This is a genomic window from Streptacidiphilus sp. BW17 (genome assembly GCF_041262485.1).
Lineage (GTDB): Bacteria > Actinomycetota > Actinomycetes > Streptomycetales > Streptomycetaceae > Streptacidiphilus.
The window spans coordinates 170,457-188,457 of record NZ_JBGCCR010000008.1; the positions used below are offsets into that span (position 1 = coordinate 170,457).

The window sequence follows — 18,001 nt, forward strand, 5'->3', positions numbered from 1 at the left end:
CGGACGCGGGCCCCGTCGTCCCCTGGAGTGACGCATGCTCTCCCGACGCACCTTCCTCGCCGCCACGGCCACCGCCACGGCGACCGCACTCACCGCCCCGGCCTGGCTGCCGGGGCTCGCCGCACCGGCTGCAGCCGCCGCGTCGCTGCCGATCACGCTGCAGAACAACTCCGGCTCGAACACCGTCTACGCCTACATCTCCGGTGCGGACAGCACCGGGTGGCCCGGATTCGTCGCGGCGGACGGATCCTTCCAGCAGCTGCCGAGCCCCTCGTCGAACCTCACGCCGGCGCCCGACTACTCCATCGCGCTGGGCGCTTCGGGCACGTCCACCACGGTCCCGCTCTCCGAGTACGTCATCGGCGGTCGCGTCTGGTTCTCCGTCGGCCAGAAGATCCAGTTCTTCGTCAACCCGCCCAACGGCGGCGGGGTTCCCGGCCTCGTCCAGCCGGGGTTCACCACTTCGGACCCCAACTGGCAGACCAACTGGACGTTCTGCGAGTTCACCTACAACAGCGCCAACCTCTACGCCAACATCAGCTACGTCGACCTGGTCGCCTCGCCGATCTCCATGCAGTCCACCGGAAGCGCCGGCAACCAGAGCGTCAGCCCGCTGCCCGACGGTGCGCTGTCCTCGATCGCGTCCGGGCTGGTCGCCCAGCATGCGAGCGACGGTGCGCCGTGGGACACCCTGGTGGCCACCGACAGCGGCGGCACCGTGCTGCGCGTCATGGCCCCCACGCACTCCACCGTCGACTTCGGCGGCTACTGGACGTCCTACCTCGACCAGGTCTGGAGCCGCTTCGCGGGAACGACGCTGACGGTCGACACTCAGTCCCTCGGCGTCTTCTCCGGCACGGTCTCGGGCGGCGTCCTCACCTTCTCCGGTCTGAACGACGACGGCGTGGCGTTCACCGTGCCCAGCGCGGCGGACATCTTCAGCTGCAACAGCGGGCCGCTCTACAACTCCGGCGGCGACGCCCGCGGCGCGGTGGCCGCCCGCCTGGCCGCCGCGCTGAACCGCAGCACGCTGCTGCTGGCCGGGGGCGAGAACCAGCCCAGCGGGGTCACGCCCGCCCAGTACTACACGGACGCGACCACCAACCACTACGCCCGCCTGGTCCACCAGTACGCGTCCATCGGGTACGCGTTCCCGTACGACGATGTCGGCCCGACCGGTAGCGCGCCGGTCGACGGACACCTCCAGGACCCCGCGCCGACCTCCTGGACCATCTCGCTGGGTAGTTGACCAGCCGTCAGTTATCTGCCAGCGCGCCGCCATTGGAGGCCGCCGACGGTGCCGCCGCACGCCCGGGTGGGTGCGGCGGCCGCGGGGACGGCCGGTTCGCCCGGCGGGAGAGTGCCGTGGGCGGCGAAGTAGGCCAGGTCGGTGGCCCGTTCGGCGGTCAGCGCGGCGGTCGACGCGGCGGCGTTCTCGTAGGAGTCGGCCGGGGCGGGGCCCGCGAGAGGCCCGGCGACCGTGGAGAACGGGGTGGACCCCGGGTCCTCGCCGGAGGGGTTGGTCCAGCCGCATTCGTTGAAGTACAGCGCGTCCGTGGCAGCGGACCCGACCGCGATCACCAGGTAACGGCCCGTCAGCGCGGCTGCCCAGGCGGAGGCGAAGGACCGGGTCACCTGGCTCGCGGGCAGCCCGGCCGCTGCCGCGGCGGACTGGGCGGTGGCGGCGTCGGCCGGGGTGGCCGCGTAGAGCAGGACCTCGTCGGGCCAGGCCGACGGCTGGGACGGCAGGGCGGACAGGGTCCAGTCCGCGCCCGGCGCGGCGCCCAGGACGGTGCTCGTGTCCGCCGACAGGCCGGCGCTCTCGGTGAGGCCGGGCTCCTGGAACAGAAAGAGTTCCTGCGGGTGGCCGTACTGCGGATAGGCGCTCATTCCGGCGAGCCCTTCGGCGGTGCCGGGCAGCGTGGTGGTGGACCAGGCGCTGCCGTCCCAGGCGGTGACAGCCGGTGCGCCCGAGGCGGTGAGGTAGGACACCTCGACGCCCGTCGCGCCGGTGCTGCCTGCGCCGGCGGTGGCCGACGGCAGCAGGGCGGTGGTCGCGATGAGCGGCGTACCGGGCGCGGGTGCTCCGGGCAGCTCGGCGACGGACCAGCCGCCGCGCCCGGTCGAGACGGCCTCGGCGAGGTGGCCCCCGGTGTCGGTGTAGAAGGCCGCGACCCGGTCGGAGGCCTCGGTCACCGCGGTCAGCGCGCTGTCGTGGGCGATCGGGAAGTCCGAGCCGATCCGCTCGCTCGTCCAGGCGCCGGAGGTGTTCTGGGTGACCGCCAGGGTCCCGTCGCCCGAGTGGTGGAAGAGCACGACTGCGGTGCCGGCGCCGCCGCCGCCGGTCGCGGCGAGGGCGAGGGCCCCGCGCGCCGCGTCGGGGAAGGCCGGGCCGGGGAGCACGGTGGTGGTCCACCGGCCGTTGTGCTCGGCGGCTTCGGCGAGCCGCCCGTCGGCGGCGTAGAAGAAGACCTCAGGGGTGGGCGAACCGCCCTCGGCGGCGTTCCCGTCGCCGTTCACGGCTGCCGCGACGATCGCGCTGCCCGGAGCCGGGGAGCCGGGCAGGGTGGTCGCCGTCCAGCCGCCGCTGCCCAGTGAGGTCTCGGCGAGCGTGCCGTCGGCCGCGCGGTAGAAGGAGTGCGGGGTGCGGGCGTCCGCTGCCGCCGGGTCGGACCAGCCGAGCGAGGCCACCGCCGGTGCGTGCGCGGGGACGACGGGGGAGGGCTGCCCGGGGACGGTCTGACGCAGCCAGTCCACGCCGTCCGAGGTCTCGGCGGCGAGGGTGCCGTCCGCGCCCGGGGTGATCAGGTACTGGTCCAGCAGGCGCGCGGAGTACCAGAGCGAGGGGTCGGGGACGTCGACGACGGTCGAGGAACTGCCCGCCACGTCCACGGTCCAGGCCCTGACGGCGGCGGTGCCCAGGTCGGAGGTCGCGGTGAGGGTGACGGTGTAGACGCCGGGGCCGGGGAAGACGTGGTCCACCGACTGCGTGGCGGTGTTGGTGTCGCGGCCGTCGCCGAAGGTCCAGTAGTACTGGGCGACCGTGCCGCCGGTTTGCGCGGCGTGCCCGTCGAGGTGGATCTGCGCTCCCGCGACCGCGGCGTGCGGGCCGCTGATCGAGACCGCCGGGGCGGGCGCCTGGCGGACGGCGGGCGGCTTGACGATCACCCACTGCTCGCCCGCGCCCCAGACCCCGGCGGCCCAACTGGTCAGCGACACATGGGTGTCGTACTCGGCGGTGATGCCGTTCGCGCCGAGGAAGTCGCCGTCCACCAGGTCGACCGTGCCGTCCGGGTGCGTGGCGGAGACGATGCCGACATGGTCGGCGAAGCGGGACGCGTTCACCGGGCCGGGAGGGAAGAACACCACGGCGTCTCCGGGAGCGGCCGTGCCGCCGTCCACCGTTGGCGTCTGCCCGTGCTGGAGCGCCCAGGCGTAGAAGGAGACGGACCCGGCGTTGAGGGTGTCGACGTCCTGAGTGACACCCGCCTGCATCCAGGCCCACTTGGCGAAGTCGGCGCACCAGGACTCGTTCTCGTTCTCCACGCCGAAGCGGGTGTCGGAGCCGCAGCCGTCGGAGTTGGGCGAGAAGGCGCCGTCCAGGGTGCTGAACGGGTCGCAGTCGACACCGTCGAAGGAGGTGACCGCAGGGGTGGTGGCGAGCCCGACCTGGCCGAGCGCGATCCGCGCGATCGAGCCGCCGAGTCCTTCGCCGGTGGTGCCGGTGGTGCCGGCGGCTCTGGCCGTGGCTGCGGTGCCCGTGTGGGCGGCGCAGGCCGCCGGACCGGCCAGGCCCCAGGCGGTGCGCACCGCCTGCGGGAGACCGAGGCCGCACTCCAGCGGCCCGGCCTCGCCCACCAGGCGCCAACTGCGCCCGGAGTCCGTACTGGTGAAGAGGCCGGTGCCCGCGCCGTCCTGGAACGACGCTTGCACCTGGGCCCCGGCCGAGGCGGCGGGCAGGAACGAGGCCTCCGCCCACCGCGTGCCCGTCGCCGGGTCGGTGGCGGTGCGCACCGAGCCGGCACGAACCCCCGCTACGGCGTCGGACGACAGGTGACGTCCCGTCATGAAGGCCTGCTCCAGCACCGACGCCGAGGTTGACGCCGATGCTGACGCCGGATCAGCGACGGCGGTCGCGGTGGGCGCAGTGGCGACGCAGCCCACCGCGACCATCGCCGCTCCCACCGTGAACCGCATCAGTGCGCGGAATGCGGGCACCTGAAATACCTCCAACCGGAGAGGAGTTCAGTCGGCGAAGCGCTTCTGCAGCCGCAGCAGGACCGCGGAGACCGCGACCACGATGACGAAGCCGAGCAGGGCCAGGGCTGTGGCCAGGCCCATGGACTGGGCGGTGGTGCCGAAGCCCCCGAAGCCCGTGCGGTAGAACAACGTGCCGAGGACGTCGGTGGAGTAGTCCGGCCCGGCCTGTGAGCCTTCGAGGATGTAGATCAGGTCGAAGGTTCCGAACGCGCCGATGAAGTTCATGGTGGTGACCAGGAGGATGGTCGGCCGGATCGCGGGAATGAGCACCGACCACAGCGTGCGGAACCGTCCGGCGCCGTCCAGGGCGGCGGCGTCCAGCATGTCCTGCGGTACGTCCATCAGCGAGGCGAGGAAGAGCAGCACCGGGAAGCCCATCCCGGCCCACGCCGTGATCACCGCGATGGTCGGCAGCGCCAGCGTCGGGGAGCCGAGGAACGGCGCGGCCAGCGCGTCCAGGTGCAGCGTGTGCAGGACGCTGTAGACCACACCGGTGTCGGGCTCCAGGTACACCGTCCACACGTAGGCGATGGCCACCGGCGGCAGGGTGAACGGCAGCATCAGGATGACCGAGTAGCGCCGCGACGCCTTCTCGCTCTGCAGCAGCAGGAGGTAGGCCAGCGCGATGCCGACCACCAGCGTGAGCACCATCGAGATGGCGAAGAAGTACAGGTTGTGCTCGACGGCGTGCCAGAACTCGGGCGCGAACTGGGAGTCGAAGAGCGTGTACGCGTAGTTGCGCAGGCCGATGAAGTCGTTGAGCGGGCCGGTGCCGTCCCAGTTGTAGAAGCTGTACCGGACGCCGGAGAGCAGCGGGTACACGACGAACACGGAGAACAGCGCCAGGCAGGGCAGCACCAGCCCGGCAAGCACCAGGCGCTGACGACGCGCGCCCCGCCGGCGCGCGGAGCGGCCGACCTCGCTCCGGGGGGCGCCTTTGGCCGGGTGCGCCTGAGGGGTGTCTGCCGCGGCCTCGACGGTGGCCGACACCGAGGCGTCGACGGAGCCGGAGGCGGTCGTGGGAACGTCCATCGCGGTCGTCAGTTCTTCTTGCCGAAGTACCAGGTGAGCTGCGAGTCGATCTGCGCGGCGGCCTGTTGCGGCGTGATCTTGCCCTCCAGCAGCGGCACGGCGATGTTCTGCTCGGCGGTGAAGATGCCTGGATCGGTGGTCGCGGACTTCGTCCTGATGTCCGTCGAGCTGACCGGCGGGGTGTCCATGGGCGAGCGGATGCCGAAGACCGGGTTGACGCTCTGCGTCTGGTACCACTGCGCCGCCTGCACGCTCAGCGGGTAGCTGGAAGGTACCTGCACGCCCTGGACCGGCGAGATCTCACCGGCGATCTGGGTGAACGCGTCGCCGAAGGCCTTGGTCGCGGTGAAGGCGACGACCTTCTTGGCCGCGGCGGCATCGGCGGAGGACCTGATGCTCGCGTTGAGGGAGATGTCGCCGTCCGCGTACCAGTCCTCGCGCGGCTGCTTGCCGTCCGGCGAGGGCACCAGCATCTGACCGTACTTCAGCGACGGGTCGACCTGGTTGATCGTCGCCGTGTCGAAGCCGCCGTCGATGATGAACGCGGCCTTGCCGAGCGCGAACTGGGTCTCCTGCTCGTTGCCTGCCGAGCCGACGGCCTGCCAGTTCGGCTCCAGGTACGGCGCGAGCTGCTGGAACGCGGCCAGCGTGTTGACGAACTGCGGCGTGGTGTAGTCGGCCTGCTTGGCGGTGATGGCCTGGGCCGTGGCGTCGTCGAGGGTCGACGCCCCGATCGCGTCGATCTGCAGGGCGAGCAGCCACTGCTGCACGCCCATCGCGTACATGGGCGTGACCCCCTTGGACTTCAGCTGCCCCATGGCCGACAGCAGTTGCTGCCAGGTCTGCGGCACGGCCACGCCGTTGTCGGAGAGCAGCTGGGTGTTGTAGTAGAGCTCCATCGTCTGTACGGCGAACGGCACGCCGTAGGTCCTGCCCTGGTACCGGGTGGGGGCCAGCGCGGTGTTGCTGATCGTCGAGGTGTCGACGCTGCCGTCCAGCGGGGCGGCCATCTTGGCGGCGGCGTACTTCATGGTGCCCTCGCCGGCGCGGTCGTAGAAGACGTCCGGACCGGCGCCGCCGTTCATCGCGGTCTGCAGCACCGAGTCGTAGGAGGTCGGGCTGATGGCGCGGAAGTTGATCCGGACGTCGACGCCCTGTTTGTTGAGGTCCTGCTGCACGGTCTGCCAGACCGGCGCGTCCTGGGACCGCCAGGACCACACCGTCACGGTCGGCTCGCCGGAGGACCCGCCGGAGGTGCCGCAACCGGAGAGGCCGAGCGTGGCTGCGACGATCGTGCAGGAGAGCAGCGCTGCCGTGGTGCGCGGGCTGCGGCGGCGGGCGCCGGGGGTGGAGGTCATGTGGGGGTGCATCCTTTCGAGGACCCGGATCAGGGGAGAAGGACTGGGGCGGGGTGGCCGGACAGGCACGCGCGGGTCACATCTTCACGCCGCCGCTCGTCAGGCCGCGCCGGAACTGCCGTGCGACCAGCAGGAATCCCACGATCGTGGGCAGCGAGACGATCACCAGTCCGGCCAGCAGCAGTTGCCAGGCGGTGGTGTGCTCGCCGACGAACGACAGGATGCCGACGGGGACCGTCATGTTCTGCGGATCCTGGATCAGCAGCAGCGGGAGGAAGAACTCCTTCCAGGCCATGAGGAACTGGAAGACGGCGACGATGCCGAGGGCCGGGCGCACCAGGGGCAGGACGACGTGCCAGTAGATCCGCAGCGGTCCGGCGCCGTCCATCACGGCCGCCTCCTGCAGCTCGAACGGGATTGAGCGCATGTAGTTGACCAGGATGAAGACGCTGTAGGAGATGCCGCCGGAGGCGAAGACCAGCACCAGCGCGGTGAGGGTGTTCAGCAGCTGCAGGTTCTCGATCAGGATGAAGATCGGCAGCGCGATGATCTGGATCGGCAGGGCCAGGCCCGACACGAAGAACAGGTACAGCAACTGGTTGCCGCGGAAGCGGTAGCGCGAGATGACGAACGCCGCCAGCGAGGACACCAGCAGGATCACCGCGACCGTCGCACCCGCCACGATCAGGGTGTTGAGCAGGAACTGGCCGAGATCGCCCTCGGACCAGGACTGCGAGTAGTTCTCCAGATGGACCTTGGTCGGCAGGGACAGCGGCGTGCCCAGGATGCCGGGGATGTCCTTGATCGAGAGGTAGACCACGAACAGCAGCGGCACCAGGACGACCGCGGAGGCGAGCACCAGCACGGTGTGGCCGACGAAGGGTGCGGCGCCGGCTCTCCCCCTCCCGCGCTCGCGCCGGAGAGCGCGTCCGGGACGGCGGGTGGCCCCGGAAGGCTGGTTGACGGCGGCCACAACGAGGGTCCTTCCGTAGGTGGGTTCGGGTCGGTCCCAATCTCCGAAGGTGGTCGGAAGGTTACCGATGGTGGAAAAAATGCGTCAATGGTTTACGCGAATCCGCGTGCCCCGCGTCGCGCTGGGCCCGGATGACGCTCGCGCTGGGCCCGCCGGACAGACGCTAGGCCGCAGGAGACCCCTGCGGGCGCCGGAATCCCGGTATATGACGGAGCATCAGCACGTCGCCGCCGCGAAGGCCTGCGCGGCATCGGCGACGGCGGCGCGCAGGGGGTGCACGCTGCCGCCGTCACGTGTCGGGTGGACGCGGTTGGTCAGCAGCACCACCGTCAGGCCGCGGTCGCGATCCGTCAGCAGCGAGGTGCCGGTGAAGCCGGTATGCCCACGGGAGGCGACGCCCGCTGTGCCCATCCACGCCGTCTCGCCGATGCGCAGGCCCAATGATGCGCCGTGGGACGGGCGTTCGCCGTCGGGCGGGAGCACGGTGGGGAACTGGTCGTCCCACATCCACGCGGCGGTGCGCTCATCCTCACCGCGGCGGACGGCCTCGGCGAACCGCACCACGTCCTCCAGCGTCGCGAAGAGCCCGGCGTTGGCCGCCGTTCCGCCCAACGACCATGACGCCTCGTCATGCACGATCCCGCGGACGGTGCCCCGGGCGAACTCCGGCTGGCGCTCGGTCGCGGCGGTGCGCGCGGGGTCGGGCCGGAAGGTGGTCGCGGCGAGGTCGAGCGGGGTGAGCGTGTGCCGTCGGACCAGGGCCTCCCACGGCTCGCCGGTGGCGCGCTCCGCCAGCAGCATCGCGGTGAGGTAGCCGGTGCAGGCGTACTCCCAGCGGGTGCCGGGCGGGGCGGTGAGCGGGGTGGCGGCCAGGTCGGCCAGGAGCGCGCGGCGGTCGGGAGGCCAGGAGCCCTGGGCACCCGGGGCGGTGCGCCCCTCCGCCGCCGGACGCCAGCCGTCCCAGACGGCGGGCAGGCCGGAGGTGTGGGTCAGTAGCTGACGCAGCGTCACCTTGGCGCGCTCACCCTCGCGGTACTCCGGCAGCTGCTCAGCCAGCGGCGCGTCCAATGCCAGCGCGCCGGACGCGACGAGGCCGAGCAGCGTGTGGGCGGAGTAGGCCTTGGTGACGGAGGCCAGGTCGAAGAGGGTGTCGGGGTCGACCGACTGCTGCCGGTCCGTGGGTAGTTCGGTGCCGTCGTCGCCGACCTGCTGGAGCACGCCCGTCCGGTGCCGCAGCACCGGCTCGCCGAGGACGGTCACCGCGACGGCGGCGGCCGAGCAGGTCCGGCGGGCGACGGCCGCGTCGACGAGGGCGGTGATCCGGTGGAGCGGGTCGGTCATGGTGCGCAGGCCCCCTCGCGTGCCTCCTCGGTTGCCTTCTCGCGTGCCGCCTGGGTTGCCTCCTCGGTTGCCTCCCCGGACGTGAACAGGGCGGCCGGGTAGGTCGCGTGGACCGTGGTGGCCGGGCCGCTCAGTGAGCGCGGGTCGCGTCCCTCCTCCAGCGCGCGGCGCAGGGTGTCCGAGCCCCACAGCCGGTCCAACGCGCAGCCCTGCTCCGACGCGGGTGTCCCGGAGCCGCGCGGCAGGACGCGCAGCTCGTCCGGGTAGAGCCCGGCCAGCGCCCACAGCAGGGTCAGCCCCGTCCGCACGGGGGCGAACGCCGCGGCGTCGGTGACGTGGAGTGAGACCCCGCGCAGCACCTGGCCTGCGTACATGTGGAACACCGGCCGGAACCAGGTCTCCCGCCAGAGCACGCCGGGCAGCTCCTGCTCGCGCAGCAGGGGCAGCAGCCGGTCGTCGACGTAGGGTGCGCCGACGGTCTCGAACGGGCGGGTCGTGCCGCGTCCCTCGCTCGCGTTGACTCCTTCGACCAGCCCGGTCGCGGGGTAGACCAGCGCGGTGTCCGCGGTCGGCAGGTTGGGGGAGGGCGGCACGAAGGGGTGGCACGCGCCCGGCGACCGGTCCTTCCAGCCGCCGACCGTCACCACGACCGGATCCGGTAGCGGGGTTGACGTCCCGGCCGAGCGCAGGGCGGCCAGCCGGGCGATCTCCCCGGCGGTCAGGCCGTGCCGCAGCGGGATGTCCAGCCGCCCGACGAAGCTCCGGTACGCCGGGTCCAGGCCGGGGCCCTCGACCGTGGTCCCGCCGAGCGGGTTGGGGCGGTCGAGGACGGCGAAGGGGACGCCGGTGCGGGCGGCAGCAGCCATGCAGTCCAGCATGGTCGAGGTGTAGGTCCAGTAGCGAGTACCTACGTCCTGCATGTCGAAGACGACGGCCTCGGGTCCGGTGGCGGCGATCGCCGCATCCAGGTCGGCGGCGGGCAGTTCGTAGGTGTCGACGATCGGGATGCCGGTGGCCGGGTCGTTGCCGGTGCCCTCGGACCTGCCGGCCTGCGCCGTGCCGTGCAGGCCGTGCTCGGGCGCCAGCAGCGCGGTCACGGTGAAGCCGCGTTCGCGCAGCGCGTCCACTCCGCGCCGCAGGTCGGCGGTGAGGCCGGTGGCGTTGGTGGCCAGCGCGATGCGACGGGCGGGCAGCAGGTCCGGATCGGCCAGCAGCCGGTCCAGGCCGGTGGTCACGGTCGGCATCGCGGTGGGCGTCGCGGTCCTCACGGCGGAACACGCTAGCCGGGGCTCCGGGACGGGTCAACGGGTTCCGGTATCCGTCGTTCAGCCGTAAATTACCGACCTCGGCTTCGCCCGCGCCCCGACCGCCTGGCAGGCATGTGCGAAGGCCGTCGACCTGGTCGGCTGCGAGTCCGTAGGATTTCGCCATGACGCAAGGGACTGAACGGCGGCGGCGTGACGCACGGAAGGCGACGGCTGTGCCCTCCGTGCCGCCGCAGAGCGTGGTGGTCCGGATCAGGGCCCTGCTGCCGACCCTGCCGCCCTCCGAACGGCGGGTGGCGGAGGCGGCGATCGCGGATCCAGGCGCGGTGGCGGGCAAGACCATCAGCGAGTTGGCCGCCGAGTGCCGCACGTCCGAGACCACCGTGGTGCGGTTCTGCCGTGCCGTCGGCCTGAAGGGCTACCCCGATCTCAGGATCGGGCTGGCCGCCGCGGCCGGGCAGGAGGACGGCTCCGCGAGCTGGACCGCCGTCGGCAGCGACATCGGCCCGCGCGACCCGCTCGCGGAGGTGGTCAACAAGCTCGCCTTCGCGGACGCCCGCGCGGTGGAGGACACCGCCGCGCAACTGGATCTGGACGCCCTGCAGCGGGCCATCGACGCGGTGGCCGCGGCCGACGCGGTCGACCTCTACGGAGCCGGGGCCAGCGCGCTGATCGCCCTGGACCTGCAGCAGAAGCTGCAGCGGATAGGCCGCCGGGTCAACGCGTTCCCGGATCCGGACGGGGCGCTCACCTCCGCAGCGCTGCTGGGCCGGGGTGATCTCGCCATCGGCATCTCCCACACCGGGTCCACCGCGCACACGGTGGCCGCGCTCGCCGAGGCGCGGGACAACGGCGCGGCCACCCTCGCCATCACCAACTTCCCCCGCTCGCCGATCGCGGAGGTGGCCGACCACGTGCTGACCACGGCCGTGCGCGAGACCACCTTCCGGTCCGGGGCGATGGCCAGCCGGATCGCCGCGCTGACGGTCGTCGACTGCCTGTTCGTGGGTGTGGCGCAGCGCAACTACAGCCGCACCATGCGCGCGTTGGAACGCACCTACACGGCCGTCCACGGGCACGCGGAGCCCTGAACCTCCGCCCTCCGCCGCAGCCGCGCCGTCAGCCCCGCCCTCCGCCTCAGGTGCGGTCGGCAGGGGCGGCGGCGACGGCCGTCCGCACGTCTCCCTCGGACCCGGACAGCAGCGCTCCGGCCTGCGCGGCGTCACATCGGGTCAGCAGCATGATGATCGCCGTCTTCGCGTGGCCGTCGGCGGCGGCCAGGGCCCGCTCGGCGGCGTCGAGGTCGGTGTGCGCGGCCTCGGCCACGATGCGGCGGGCGCGGTCGCGCAGCTTGTCGTTGGTCGGGCGCAGGTCGACCATGAGGTTCCCGTAGACCTTGCCGATCCGCACCATCGCGGCGGTGGACAGCATGTTGCAGACCAGCTTCTGCGCGGTGCCCGCCTTGAGCCGGGTTGAGCCGGTCAGCACCTCGGGGCCGGTCACGACCTCGATCGCGACGTCGGCGTGGGCGCTGATCGGCGCCCGGGGGTTGCACGCGACGGACACCGTCGACGCCCCGAGGGAGCGCGCGTGCCGCAACCCGCCCACGACGTAGGGCGTCCGGCCGCTGGCGGCGAGCCCGACGACGGTGTCCCGGGCGCCGACGCCGAGCGCGTCGAGGCCGACGACCGCGCCCTGCGGGTCGTCCTCGGCGCCCTCGACGGCGGTGGTGAACGCGCCCGGCCCGCCGGCGAGCAGGGTGACCACCTGGGCCGGATCGGTGCCGAACGTGGGCGGGCACTCGACCGCGTCGAGCATGCCGATCCGGCCGCTGGTCCCGGCCCCGAGGTAGACGAGTCGGCCGCCCTGTCGCAGCGAGGCGGCGATCAGCTCCACGGCGGACCCGACGGCCGGAAGGACGGCCCGGACAGCCCTGACCGCTGCGCCGTCCTCGTCGTTCATGGTGGCGAGGAGGTCCGACACCGGCATCCGGTCCAGGTCTCCGGTGCCGGAGTGCGGGGATTCGGTGCCCAGCAGACTGAGATCCACGGCGCATGGTCCTTTCGCAGGTCGGGCGGCAGCGCGTCCGAGCGGGGTCCACCGTAGTCAGCCTCCCCGGGACGGTCAAAAACATACGGCCTTCTGTTTATGCAGGTAAATGATTGACATGCCCGTCCACCTCTTCGATACTCGCTGGAACGCAGGCCGGTCACTGGGTCCGAGCGAACGGAGCACGGGTCATGGCAGCCGTACTCGCGGTGGACCTCGGCAAGACCGGCTGCCGCGCCGGGCTGTGGTCCGACCCTGCCGAGCCCGGCACCGATCGCGCCAAGCGTGGTGCGGACCCCGCCCTGGCGGTCCGTCAACTGCCGGGCGCTCCGGGGCTGGCGAGCCCCGGGGGAGCGGCCCGGGCGGAGGCGCTGATCAGAAAGGTGTCCGCCGACCTCCTCGCCGAGACGGGAACCGACCGACTCGCCGCGCTCTGCGTCGGCGCGGCCGGAGCCGTCGCCGCCCCGGACGCCGCCCGCGCCCTGGCCGAGGCCCTGCTGGACGCCCTCCCCACCGACCAGGTGGCCGTCACCAGCGACGCCGTCACCGCCCACGCGGGTGCCCTCGGCATGACGAGCGGAGTCGTACTCGCGGCCGGCACGGGTGCGGTCGCCGTCGGCGTGGGCGAGACGGGGGCCCTCTCCGTCGTCGACGGATGGGGTCCGTGGCTCGGCGACGAAGGGGGCGGCGCCTGGATCGGCCTGGCCGGTCTGCGCGCCGCACTGCGCGCCCGCGACGGCAGGGGCGAGCCCACGGCGCTGAGCCAGGAGGCCGCAGACCTGTTCGGCGATCTGGGCCGCCTGCCCGGCGTGCTGGAGCAGGACGGCAATCCGGCCCGGTCCGCCGCCCGGTTCGCCCCGGCCGTGGCCCGGAGCGCCGCTGCCGGTGACCCCGCCGCCGTCGCCATCCTGCACGCCGCGGCCACCGCGCTCGCCGCGACCGTCGCCACTGCCGCCCGGCTGACCACGGGGACGGGCGCCGAACCCGTTCAGGCTCCCGAACCCGTTCCCTCTCCCATCGCCGTAGCCGTGACCGGCGGCCTGGTGCACCTGGGCGCACCGCTCCTGGACCCGCTCCACGCCGCGCTGGCCCTGCGACACCCGCGGCTCGTCGTCCGGGACGCCCTCGGTGACCCCCTGTACGGCGCCCGGCTGCTGGCCCGTCAGTCCGACGGCCCGCACGAGCCGTTGGTAACTCGGCTGTACCGCCGGACCGCGTCGGCCGACTCGACCGGCAGAGAAGCAGGCCTCTCCTGAGTCCCGGCTCCACGCGGTTTCGGCGTCTGCCGCCTGCGGCGTTTCGCTCGTGGGACGTCCGGGCGGTAGGTCTAGGCTCGGCCCGTGGAGAAGCCGGAACAGCACGCCGAGGGAGCGGGACCGTTCACCACCCGCCTCACCTGGCGTGTTCCCGGCGGCGGCACGGCTGTGTGGGAGTCACGACTCGCCCGTCGACGCGGACGGATCGCCGTGCGCCCGCCCGGTGCGACGACCAGCCGCAGCACCAGCGCCGACGACGTCGCCCTCAGCCGCCTGCGCAGGCTCAATGCCATTGCGGCGACCGCCTTCGTCATCGGCGGAGCCCTCTTCGCGGGCGGCGCCGGAGTCGCGCAGTTCGGCTCGGGTGATGCCACGACCTGCGCGTCGATCTACTTTGCCGGAGGCCTGTTCTTCAACACTGGTGGTTATGTCTCGCTGCTCCAGGACATCAACTCGCCTCGTCACCTACCGGGAGGCGAGGGACGGTTGGTCACCCTCGGCTGGCGCTGGTGGAGTTACGAGCCGACGCGGGTGGACTGGCTGAGTACGTTCCTGCTCTTTGCCGGCACGCTGGTGTTCGGTGTGAACCTGCTGGATTCCTTCGTTCAGGGGCTCAGCGTCCAGCAGGTCAACCGGCTGATCTGGGGACCCGACGTGGTCGGCTGCCTGCTCTTCCTGATCTCCGGCCACCTCGCACTCGTCGAGATCTGTCACGGCCGGCCCGGTGTGCGCCTGCGCAGCCTGGGCTGGTGGATCGTCGCAGTGAACCAGCTCGGCTCCGCCCTCTTCATGGTCTCGGCGCTCGCCGCCTACACCCGTCCCTCGACCGGCAGCCTGATCAACGTCGACATCGCCAACTGGGGCACCCTCACCGGCGCTCTCTGCTTCTCGCTCGGCGGCTTCCTGCAATTTGTCGAACGCCCCTGAACACCGATGAACGTCCCCGATCCTCGGCCGAAGTGATCGGCGTCGGCCGCCACGCCCGGGTTCAACAGGTCCACTGGTAGTCGCTGACGTGTCCTTCGGTGATGGTGGCGGTGCCGTGCGGTGTGTCGTCCTGGCTCCAGACGGTGTAGCGGCCGACGGGGAGGGGGGTGATGACGGCGGCGTACAGGGTCCGGTCGGGGAGGTGGCGTGGGCGGACGGCCGCGTGTGTCCGCTGTTCCGGCAGGTCCGTCGGGCTGACGTGGATCTCGAGTTCGTCCTCCGCGCTGGTGGTGTGGATGACCAACGCTCCGGTCCCGGTGCCGATGTCGAGGACGACGCTGCCCTGACGGGAGGGGGCCGGCAGCGGCGGGTGCGTGTGCCCCTGCCCGTGCTGGTGCTGGTGCTGGTCGAGGGCGGGCTGGTCGTGGATCTCTGTGCGGGTCATGACCGGTTCCTTGGAAGCGAGTTGGGCTCCGGTGCCCGTCGACTGGGAGGTTCCTTCCGCGCGGGGCACCGGAGCGATCAAGCGATCAAGCAGGAAAAGAGGCCGTGGGCGACGGCGCGGGGCTCAGGAGGCGGGGTGGTGGTAGCCGTCGTACGGGACACCGAGGTACGGGAACCGGCTCAGGTAGGGGTTCTCGGGTGAGCTGCTATCGAGGCCGTCGGTGATCTCGCCGGCTGCGGCGTCCGGGGTGAAGGACTTGTCGACGAGCGCGTAGGTCAGGCCCGCGATGGCGCGCAGTTCGACGGTCACGACGTCGTCGAAGACCCGGCGCCCGTTCGGGAATCCGGCCGGGTCGCCGCCGATCAGGCCGAGGATGTTCGGCTTTGCCGCGGGCGGGATCGCGACGTTGAGGCGCAGCATGTCGGCTTCAGTGGGGCCGGTGAAGTTCTCGAAGCCGGGGACGACGCCCTTGGGGATGCCGGTGAGCAGGATCGCGAGCAGGTCGGCGCGGGGCTTGCCGGACTGGTCGAGCGCCTCCAGGTTCGGGAAGACGCCCGGGTAGAGCACCGGCAGCAGTCCGGCGAGTTCGGGCTTGGCGACGTAGGAGGCGAACCTCTTGTCGTCCGCCGGGGGCAGGGCGTTCCACTCGTCCTTGCGGGCCATCGGGACGAGGACCTCGTTGAACAGCGGGTTGCCCAGCCGCGAGACCTGGACGAACGGACCGGACTCGGAGTCCTTGCCGCGGCCCTGCTCGATGATGCGGGAGGCGCGGCGGCTCGCTGTCGTCCACACGCCGATGACGGCGTGCGGGTTGTCGACGTCCTTGCCGTTCCAGCAACCCTGGGTCAGTTCGTCGACGGGGACCTGCAGGGCGAGGCTGTGGACGTTGAGTTCCTTGGTGCTGTCGACGCCGGGGGCGTTCTGGAAGTTCATCGCCTTGGCGAAGACCTGCAGCGACTGGAAGGGGCGCAGGTTGGCGAGGTCGAAGATGGAGCCGAGGTCGACGTAGAACCCTTCCGCGCGCTGCCCGGCGAAGACCTTCCGACTGCCCAGGCGGTGCACGGCCTCGTTCGCGAGGGCCGGGTAGTCGGGGGTGGACAGCGGGCCGATGTTGCACGGCGGGCACATCAGGTCCTTGCCCAGCACCGTCTGACGTCCGCCGTGCTCGACGCGGGTGACGGTGTAGGTCTGGAAGCGGTTCCAGTTCGGCGAGTCCAGGGACGTGATCGGGCCGGTGTTGTAGAGGAACGTGTCCTGGTTCCGCAGGTGGGTGGTGAAGCGGAACTGGTACGTGATGTCCGGACGGGCGTCGCCGTCGTTGTCGATGTGGATCTCGTAGAGCACGTCGTCGCCGAACTCGTAGAAGTTCGGGCCGCCCGCCGGGTTCTGGAGCGGGATGTAGTTGGCGATCAGCGTGACGGTGCCGGGGGAGTCGGGGCTGACGAACGCGTACAGGTCGGTGCTGTCGGCGACCGGGTCCTTGGCGATCTCGGGGGCTTCACGGTGGGAGGACATGGAGAACCTCGCAGATGGGGTGATGGGTGCCGGAGGACAGGTGGGGTCCGGCCGGGGGAGTCCCCGGCCGGGGCACCCCAGGGACACTGGGGTCAGCGCGCGGCGCGCAGCAGTTCGGCGACGAGCTTCGGGTCGCGGACCCGGTGGTGCCGCTCGCCGTGGAAGATGTCCAGTTCACCGGTGCGGGCGTCGACCACGCGGACCACGAAGGGCTCGGCAGCGGTGTGCCGGGGAGCGTCGTGCGACAACGCCGTGTCCGGTCGCGGTGCCGCGGCAGCGGCGTCGGTGGTACCGGCGTTCAGGGCGAATCCCGCCGCCACGGTCACGGCGCCTGCGGCGGTGGCGTTCTGGATCAGGCGGCGACGTGACAGGGGTGACGGATCGCCAGGCCGTTCGGTGTCGAGGGTTTCGGACATGCGCAGTCCTCCGCTGGGACGTGGGTGCGAGGAGCCGCGATCGCCGGATTCCGCGCCGACGGCCGACGCAGGCGGCAACCGGCCCTTCACGGGGCAGGTTGGGTGGCGGCGAGGAGCAAAGATCCGGACGGGGCGGCGCTGGTCGCTCGCAGTCAAGCCCTGACATAACGGACAGTCAAGAACCGTATGCGCACCACAGACCCCGCCCCGACCGGCGGCGCCGCGCGGAATGCCAGCTCACGGCCATCCTGGCGCCTCCGATCGGGTGAACCTGTCCAGGCGCTGACGGGTCGGACCGGCGACCCTACTGACCAGCGCGGAATCATCGTGGTGACGGACGATCCGCTCACGCCCTCCGCCGTGGCCGGACACTTCACCGTGCCCCGGAGCGCCGGAGGCCCCTTGGCAACCTCAGCCCCTGGTCCACACCGGCGCCCGAGTCGAGAATGGTGTCCTGGTCGAACGAGAGGTGGCAGCACTGTGGGACGCCCGACACTGGTTGCCGTCAGCGGCCCTCCCGGGGCCGGCAAGACGACGTTGGCTCACGCCCTGTCCGACGCGCTCGGCTGGCCTGCGGTCTGCCGCGACGAGATCAAGGAGAACCTGGCCGCCGCTGGTGCCGAGCCCGCCGACCATGTGGACCTGAAGACGCTGGAGACGTTTTTTCGGACCCTGGCTGAGCTCCTGAAGTCGGGCAGGAGCCTGGTGGCGGAGGCTGCGTTCCAGGACCGTCTGTGGCGCCCGGGGTTGGAGCCGCTGGCGGACCTGGCAAGCATCCGGATCGTGCGCTGCGTTGTCGATCCGGAATTCGCCCGCGTGCGCGTCGCCCGCAGATCTGTCGAGGTGCCCTCGCGTGCGGTGCACGGAGACGCTGACCTCCTGCGCCGAATTGCGGAAGGGGAACGGCCGATCGAGTCGTGGGTCCCGATTGCCCTCGACGTTCCCTGCCTGGTGGTGGACACCACACAGGGCTGGAAGCCGTCCCTGGACCGGATCGTCGCATTCGCCACCCTCAACCTCCCCCCGGGGCGGGGTTTGCTCGCGTCCGGGTGACGGCCGCGTGTCCGCTCGGACCGCCGGCCGCATGCGGCGTGAGACTGGTGTCGGGTCCCGACAGCTGCAGGCTCCGCGACGGACCGCTGTCGGGTCCTGCCATGGTCGCCT

Annotated in this window: 15 protein-coding genes; 5 read left to right on the plus strand and 10 right to left on the minus strand. The window is 71.9% G+C overall.

The features are described from left to right. Window positions 1-34 precede the first annotated feature (34 nt). Window positions 35-1,249, plus strand: coding sequence for a beta-1,3-glucanase family protein (locus ABH940_RS12775; protein WP_370062736.1), 1,215 nt, complete (start codon window positions 35-37; stop codon window positions 1,247-1,249). Window positions 1,250-1,260: 11 nt separating this feature from the next. On the opposite strand, the gene ABH940_RS12780 is transcribed toward ABH940_RS12775, so the two are convergent. The 6 genes from ABH940_RS12780 to ABH940_RS12805 all read right to left on the minus strand — a co-directional run bounded on the left by ABH940_RS12780 (window position 1,261) and on the right by ABH940_RS12805 (window position 10,232). Next, window positions 1,261-4,218, minus strand: a complete 2,958-nt coding sequence (locus ABH940_RS12780) for a PKD domain-containing protein (RefSeq protein WP_370105290.1) — start codon at window positions 4,216-4,218, stop codon at window positions 1,261-1,263. A gap of 27 nt (window positions 4,219-4,245) precedes the next feature. Beyond that, on the minus strand, window positions 4,246-5,292 hold the full coding sequence (locus tag ABH940_RS12785; RefSeq protein ID WP_370105291.1) for a carbohydrate ABC transporter permease: 1,047 nt from the start codon (window positions 5,290-5,292) through the stop codon (window positions 4,246-4,248). Window positions 5,293-5,300: 8 nt separating this feature from the next. Further along, window positions 5,301-6,650, minus strand: a complete 1,350-nt coding sequence (locus ABH940_RS12790; RefSeq protein ID WP_370105292.1) for an ABC transporter substrate-binding protein — start codon at window positions 6,648-6,650, stop codon at window positions 5,301-5,303. Window positions 6,651-6,726: 76 nt separating this feature from the next. Beyond that, window positions 6,727-7,623: a carbohydrate ABC transporter permease gene (locus tag ABH940_RS12795; RefSeq protein ID WP_370062744.1), complete on the minus strand. Its 897-nt coding sequence runs from the start codon at window positions 7,621-7,623 to the stop codon at window positions 6,727-6,729. A 216-nt stretch (window positions 7,624-7,839) separates the two neighbouring features. Continuing rightward, on the minus strand, window positions 7,840-8,964 hold the full coding sequence (locus tag ABH940_RS12800; RefSeq protein WP_370105293.1) for a serine hydrolase domain-containing protein: 1,125 nt from the start codon (window positions 8,962-8,964) through the stop codon (window positions 7,840-7,842). Beyond that, complete coding sequence (locus ABH940_RS12805; protein ID WP_370062748.1) at window positions 8,961-10,232, minus strand: exo-beta-N-acetylmuramidase NamZ domain-containing protein; 1,272 nt, start codon at window positions 10,230-10,232, stop codon at window positions 8,961-8,963. Before ABH940_RS12805 ends, ABH940_RS12800 begins: the two co-directional genes overlap by 4 nt. 161 nt (window positions 10,233-10,393) lie before the next feature. Here ABH940_RS12805 and ABH940_RS12810 point away from each other — a divergent pair, with 161 nt between their 5' ends. Beyond that, window positions 10,394-11,320, plus strand: coding sequence for a MurR/RpiR family transcriptional regulator (locus tag ABH940_RS12810; protein WP_370105294.1), 927 nt, complete (start codon window positions 10,394-10,396; stop codon window positions 11,318-11,320). Between the two features lie 46 nt (window positions 11,321-11,366). Here the strand turns inward: ABH940_RS12810 and murQ are convergent, their stop codons facing one another. After that, on the minus strand, window positions 11,367-12,278 hold the full coding sequence (gene murQ, locus ABH940_RS12815) for an N-acetylmuramic acid 6-phosphate etherase (RefSeq protein ID WP_370105295.1): 912 nt from the start codon (window positions 12,276-12,278) through the stop codon (window positions 11,367-11,369). A gap of 191 nt (window positions 12,279-12,469) precedes the next feature. Between murQ and ABH940_RS12820 the strand changes: the two genes are divergently transcribed. Both ABH940_RS12820 and ABH940_RS12825 read left to right on the plus strand, forming a co-directional pair. Next, complete coding sequence (locus tag ABH940_RS12820; RefSeq protein ID WP_370105296.1) at window positions 12,470-13,534, plus strand: BadF/BadG/BcrA/BcrD ATPase family protein; 1,065 nt, start codon at window positions 12,470-12,472, stop codon at window positions 13,532-13,534. Between the two features lie 84 nt (window positions 13,535-13,618). Next, window positions 13,619-14,461 carry a hypothetical protein gene (locus ABH940_RS12825; protein ID WP_370105297.1) on the plus strand — a complete coding sequence of 281 codons (843 nt, stop codon included), beginning with the start codon at window positions 13,619-13,621 and terminating at the stop codon, window positions 14,459-14,461. 61 nt (window positions 14,462-14,522) lie between these two features. Here the strand turns inward: ABH940_RS12825 and ABH940_RS12830 are convergent, their stop codons facing one another. The 3 genes from ABH940_RS12830 to ABH940_RS12840 form a co-directional block, all read right to left on the minus strand. Beyond that, complete coding sequence (locus ABH940_RS12830) at window positions 14,523-14,906, minus strand: hypothetical protein (protein ID WP_370062758.1); 384 nt, start codon at window positions 14,904-14,906, stop codon at window positions 14,523-14,525. Window positions 14,907-15,029: 123 nt separating this feature from the next. Continuing rightward, the gene (locus tag ABH940_RS12835; RefSeq protein WP_370105298.1) at window positions 15,030-16,421 is read right to left on the minus strand and encodes a DUF4331 domain-containing protein; all 1,392 of its coding nucleotides are present in this window, start codon (window positions 16,419-16,421) and stop codon (window positions 15,030-15,032) included. A 92-nt stretch (window positions 16,422-16,513) separates the two neighbouring features. Continuing rightward, window positions 16,514-16,837 (minus strand): hypothetical protein, encoded by a 324-nt coding sequence (locus ABH940_RS12840; RefSeq protein WP_370105299.1) that lies wholly within the window; start codon window positions 16,835-16,837, stop codon window positions 16,514-16,516. 480 nt (window positions 16,838-17,317) lie between these two features. Here ABH940_RS12840 and ABH940_RS12845 point away from each other — a divergent pair, with 480 nt between their 5' ends. After that, window positions 17,318-17,890 carry an AAA family ATPase gene (locus ABH940_RS12845; protein ID WP_370105300.1) on the plus strand — a complete coding sequence of 191 codons (573 nt, stop codon included), beginning with the start codon at window positions 17,318-17,320 and terminating at the stop codon, window positions 17,888-17,890. The last annotated feature ends 111 nt before the right edge of the window (window positions 17,891-18,001 follow it).

What these genes read in the sequence shown, in the direction of transcription:
- ABH940_RS12785 (WP_370105291.1), bottom strand. Translation starts at nt 5,292, where the DNA reads ATGGACGTTCCCACGACCGCCTCCGGCTCCGTCGACGCCTCGGTGTCG.
- ABH940_RS12840 (WP_370105299.1), bottom strand. Translation starts at nt 16,837, where the DNA reads ATGTCCGAAACCCTCGACACCGAACGGCCTGGCGATCCGTCACCCCTG.
- ABH940_RS12820 (WP_370105296.1), top strand. Translation starts at nt 12,470, where the DNA reads ATGGCAGCCGTACTCGCGGTGGACCTCGGCAAGACCGGCTGCCGCGCC.
- ABH940_RS12835 (WP_370105298.1), bottom strand. Translation starts at nt 16,421, where the DNA reads ATGTCCTCCCACCGTGAAGCCCCCGAGATCGCCAAGGACCCGGTCGCC.
- ABH940_RS12830 (WP_370062758.1), bottom strand. Translation starts at nt 14,906, where the DNA reads ATGACCCGCACAGAGATCCACGACCAGCCCGCCCTCGACCAGCACCAG.
- ABH940_RS12810 (WP_370105294.1), top strand. Translation starts at nt 10,394, where the DNA reads ATGACGCAAGGGACTGAACGGCGGCGGCGTGACGCACGGAAGGCGACG.
- ABH940_RS12790 (WP_370105292.1), bottom strand. Translation starts at nt 6,650, where the DNA reads ATGACCTCCACCCCCGGCGCCCGCCGCCGCAGCCCGCGCACCACGGCA.
- ABH940_RS12800 (WP_370105293.1), bottom strand. Translation starts at nt 8,964, where the DNA reads ATGACCGACCCGCTCCACCGGATCACCGCCCTCGTCGACGCGGCCGTC.
- ABH940_RS12775 (WP_370062736.1), top strand. Translation starts at nt 35, where the DNA reads ATGCTCTCCCGACGCACCTTCCTCGCCGCCACGGCCACCGCCACGGCG.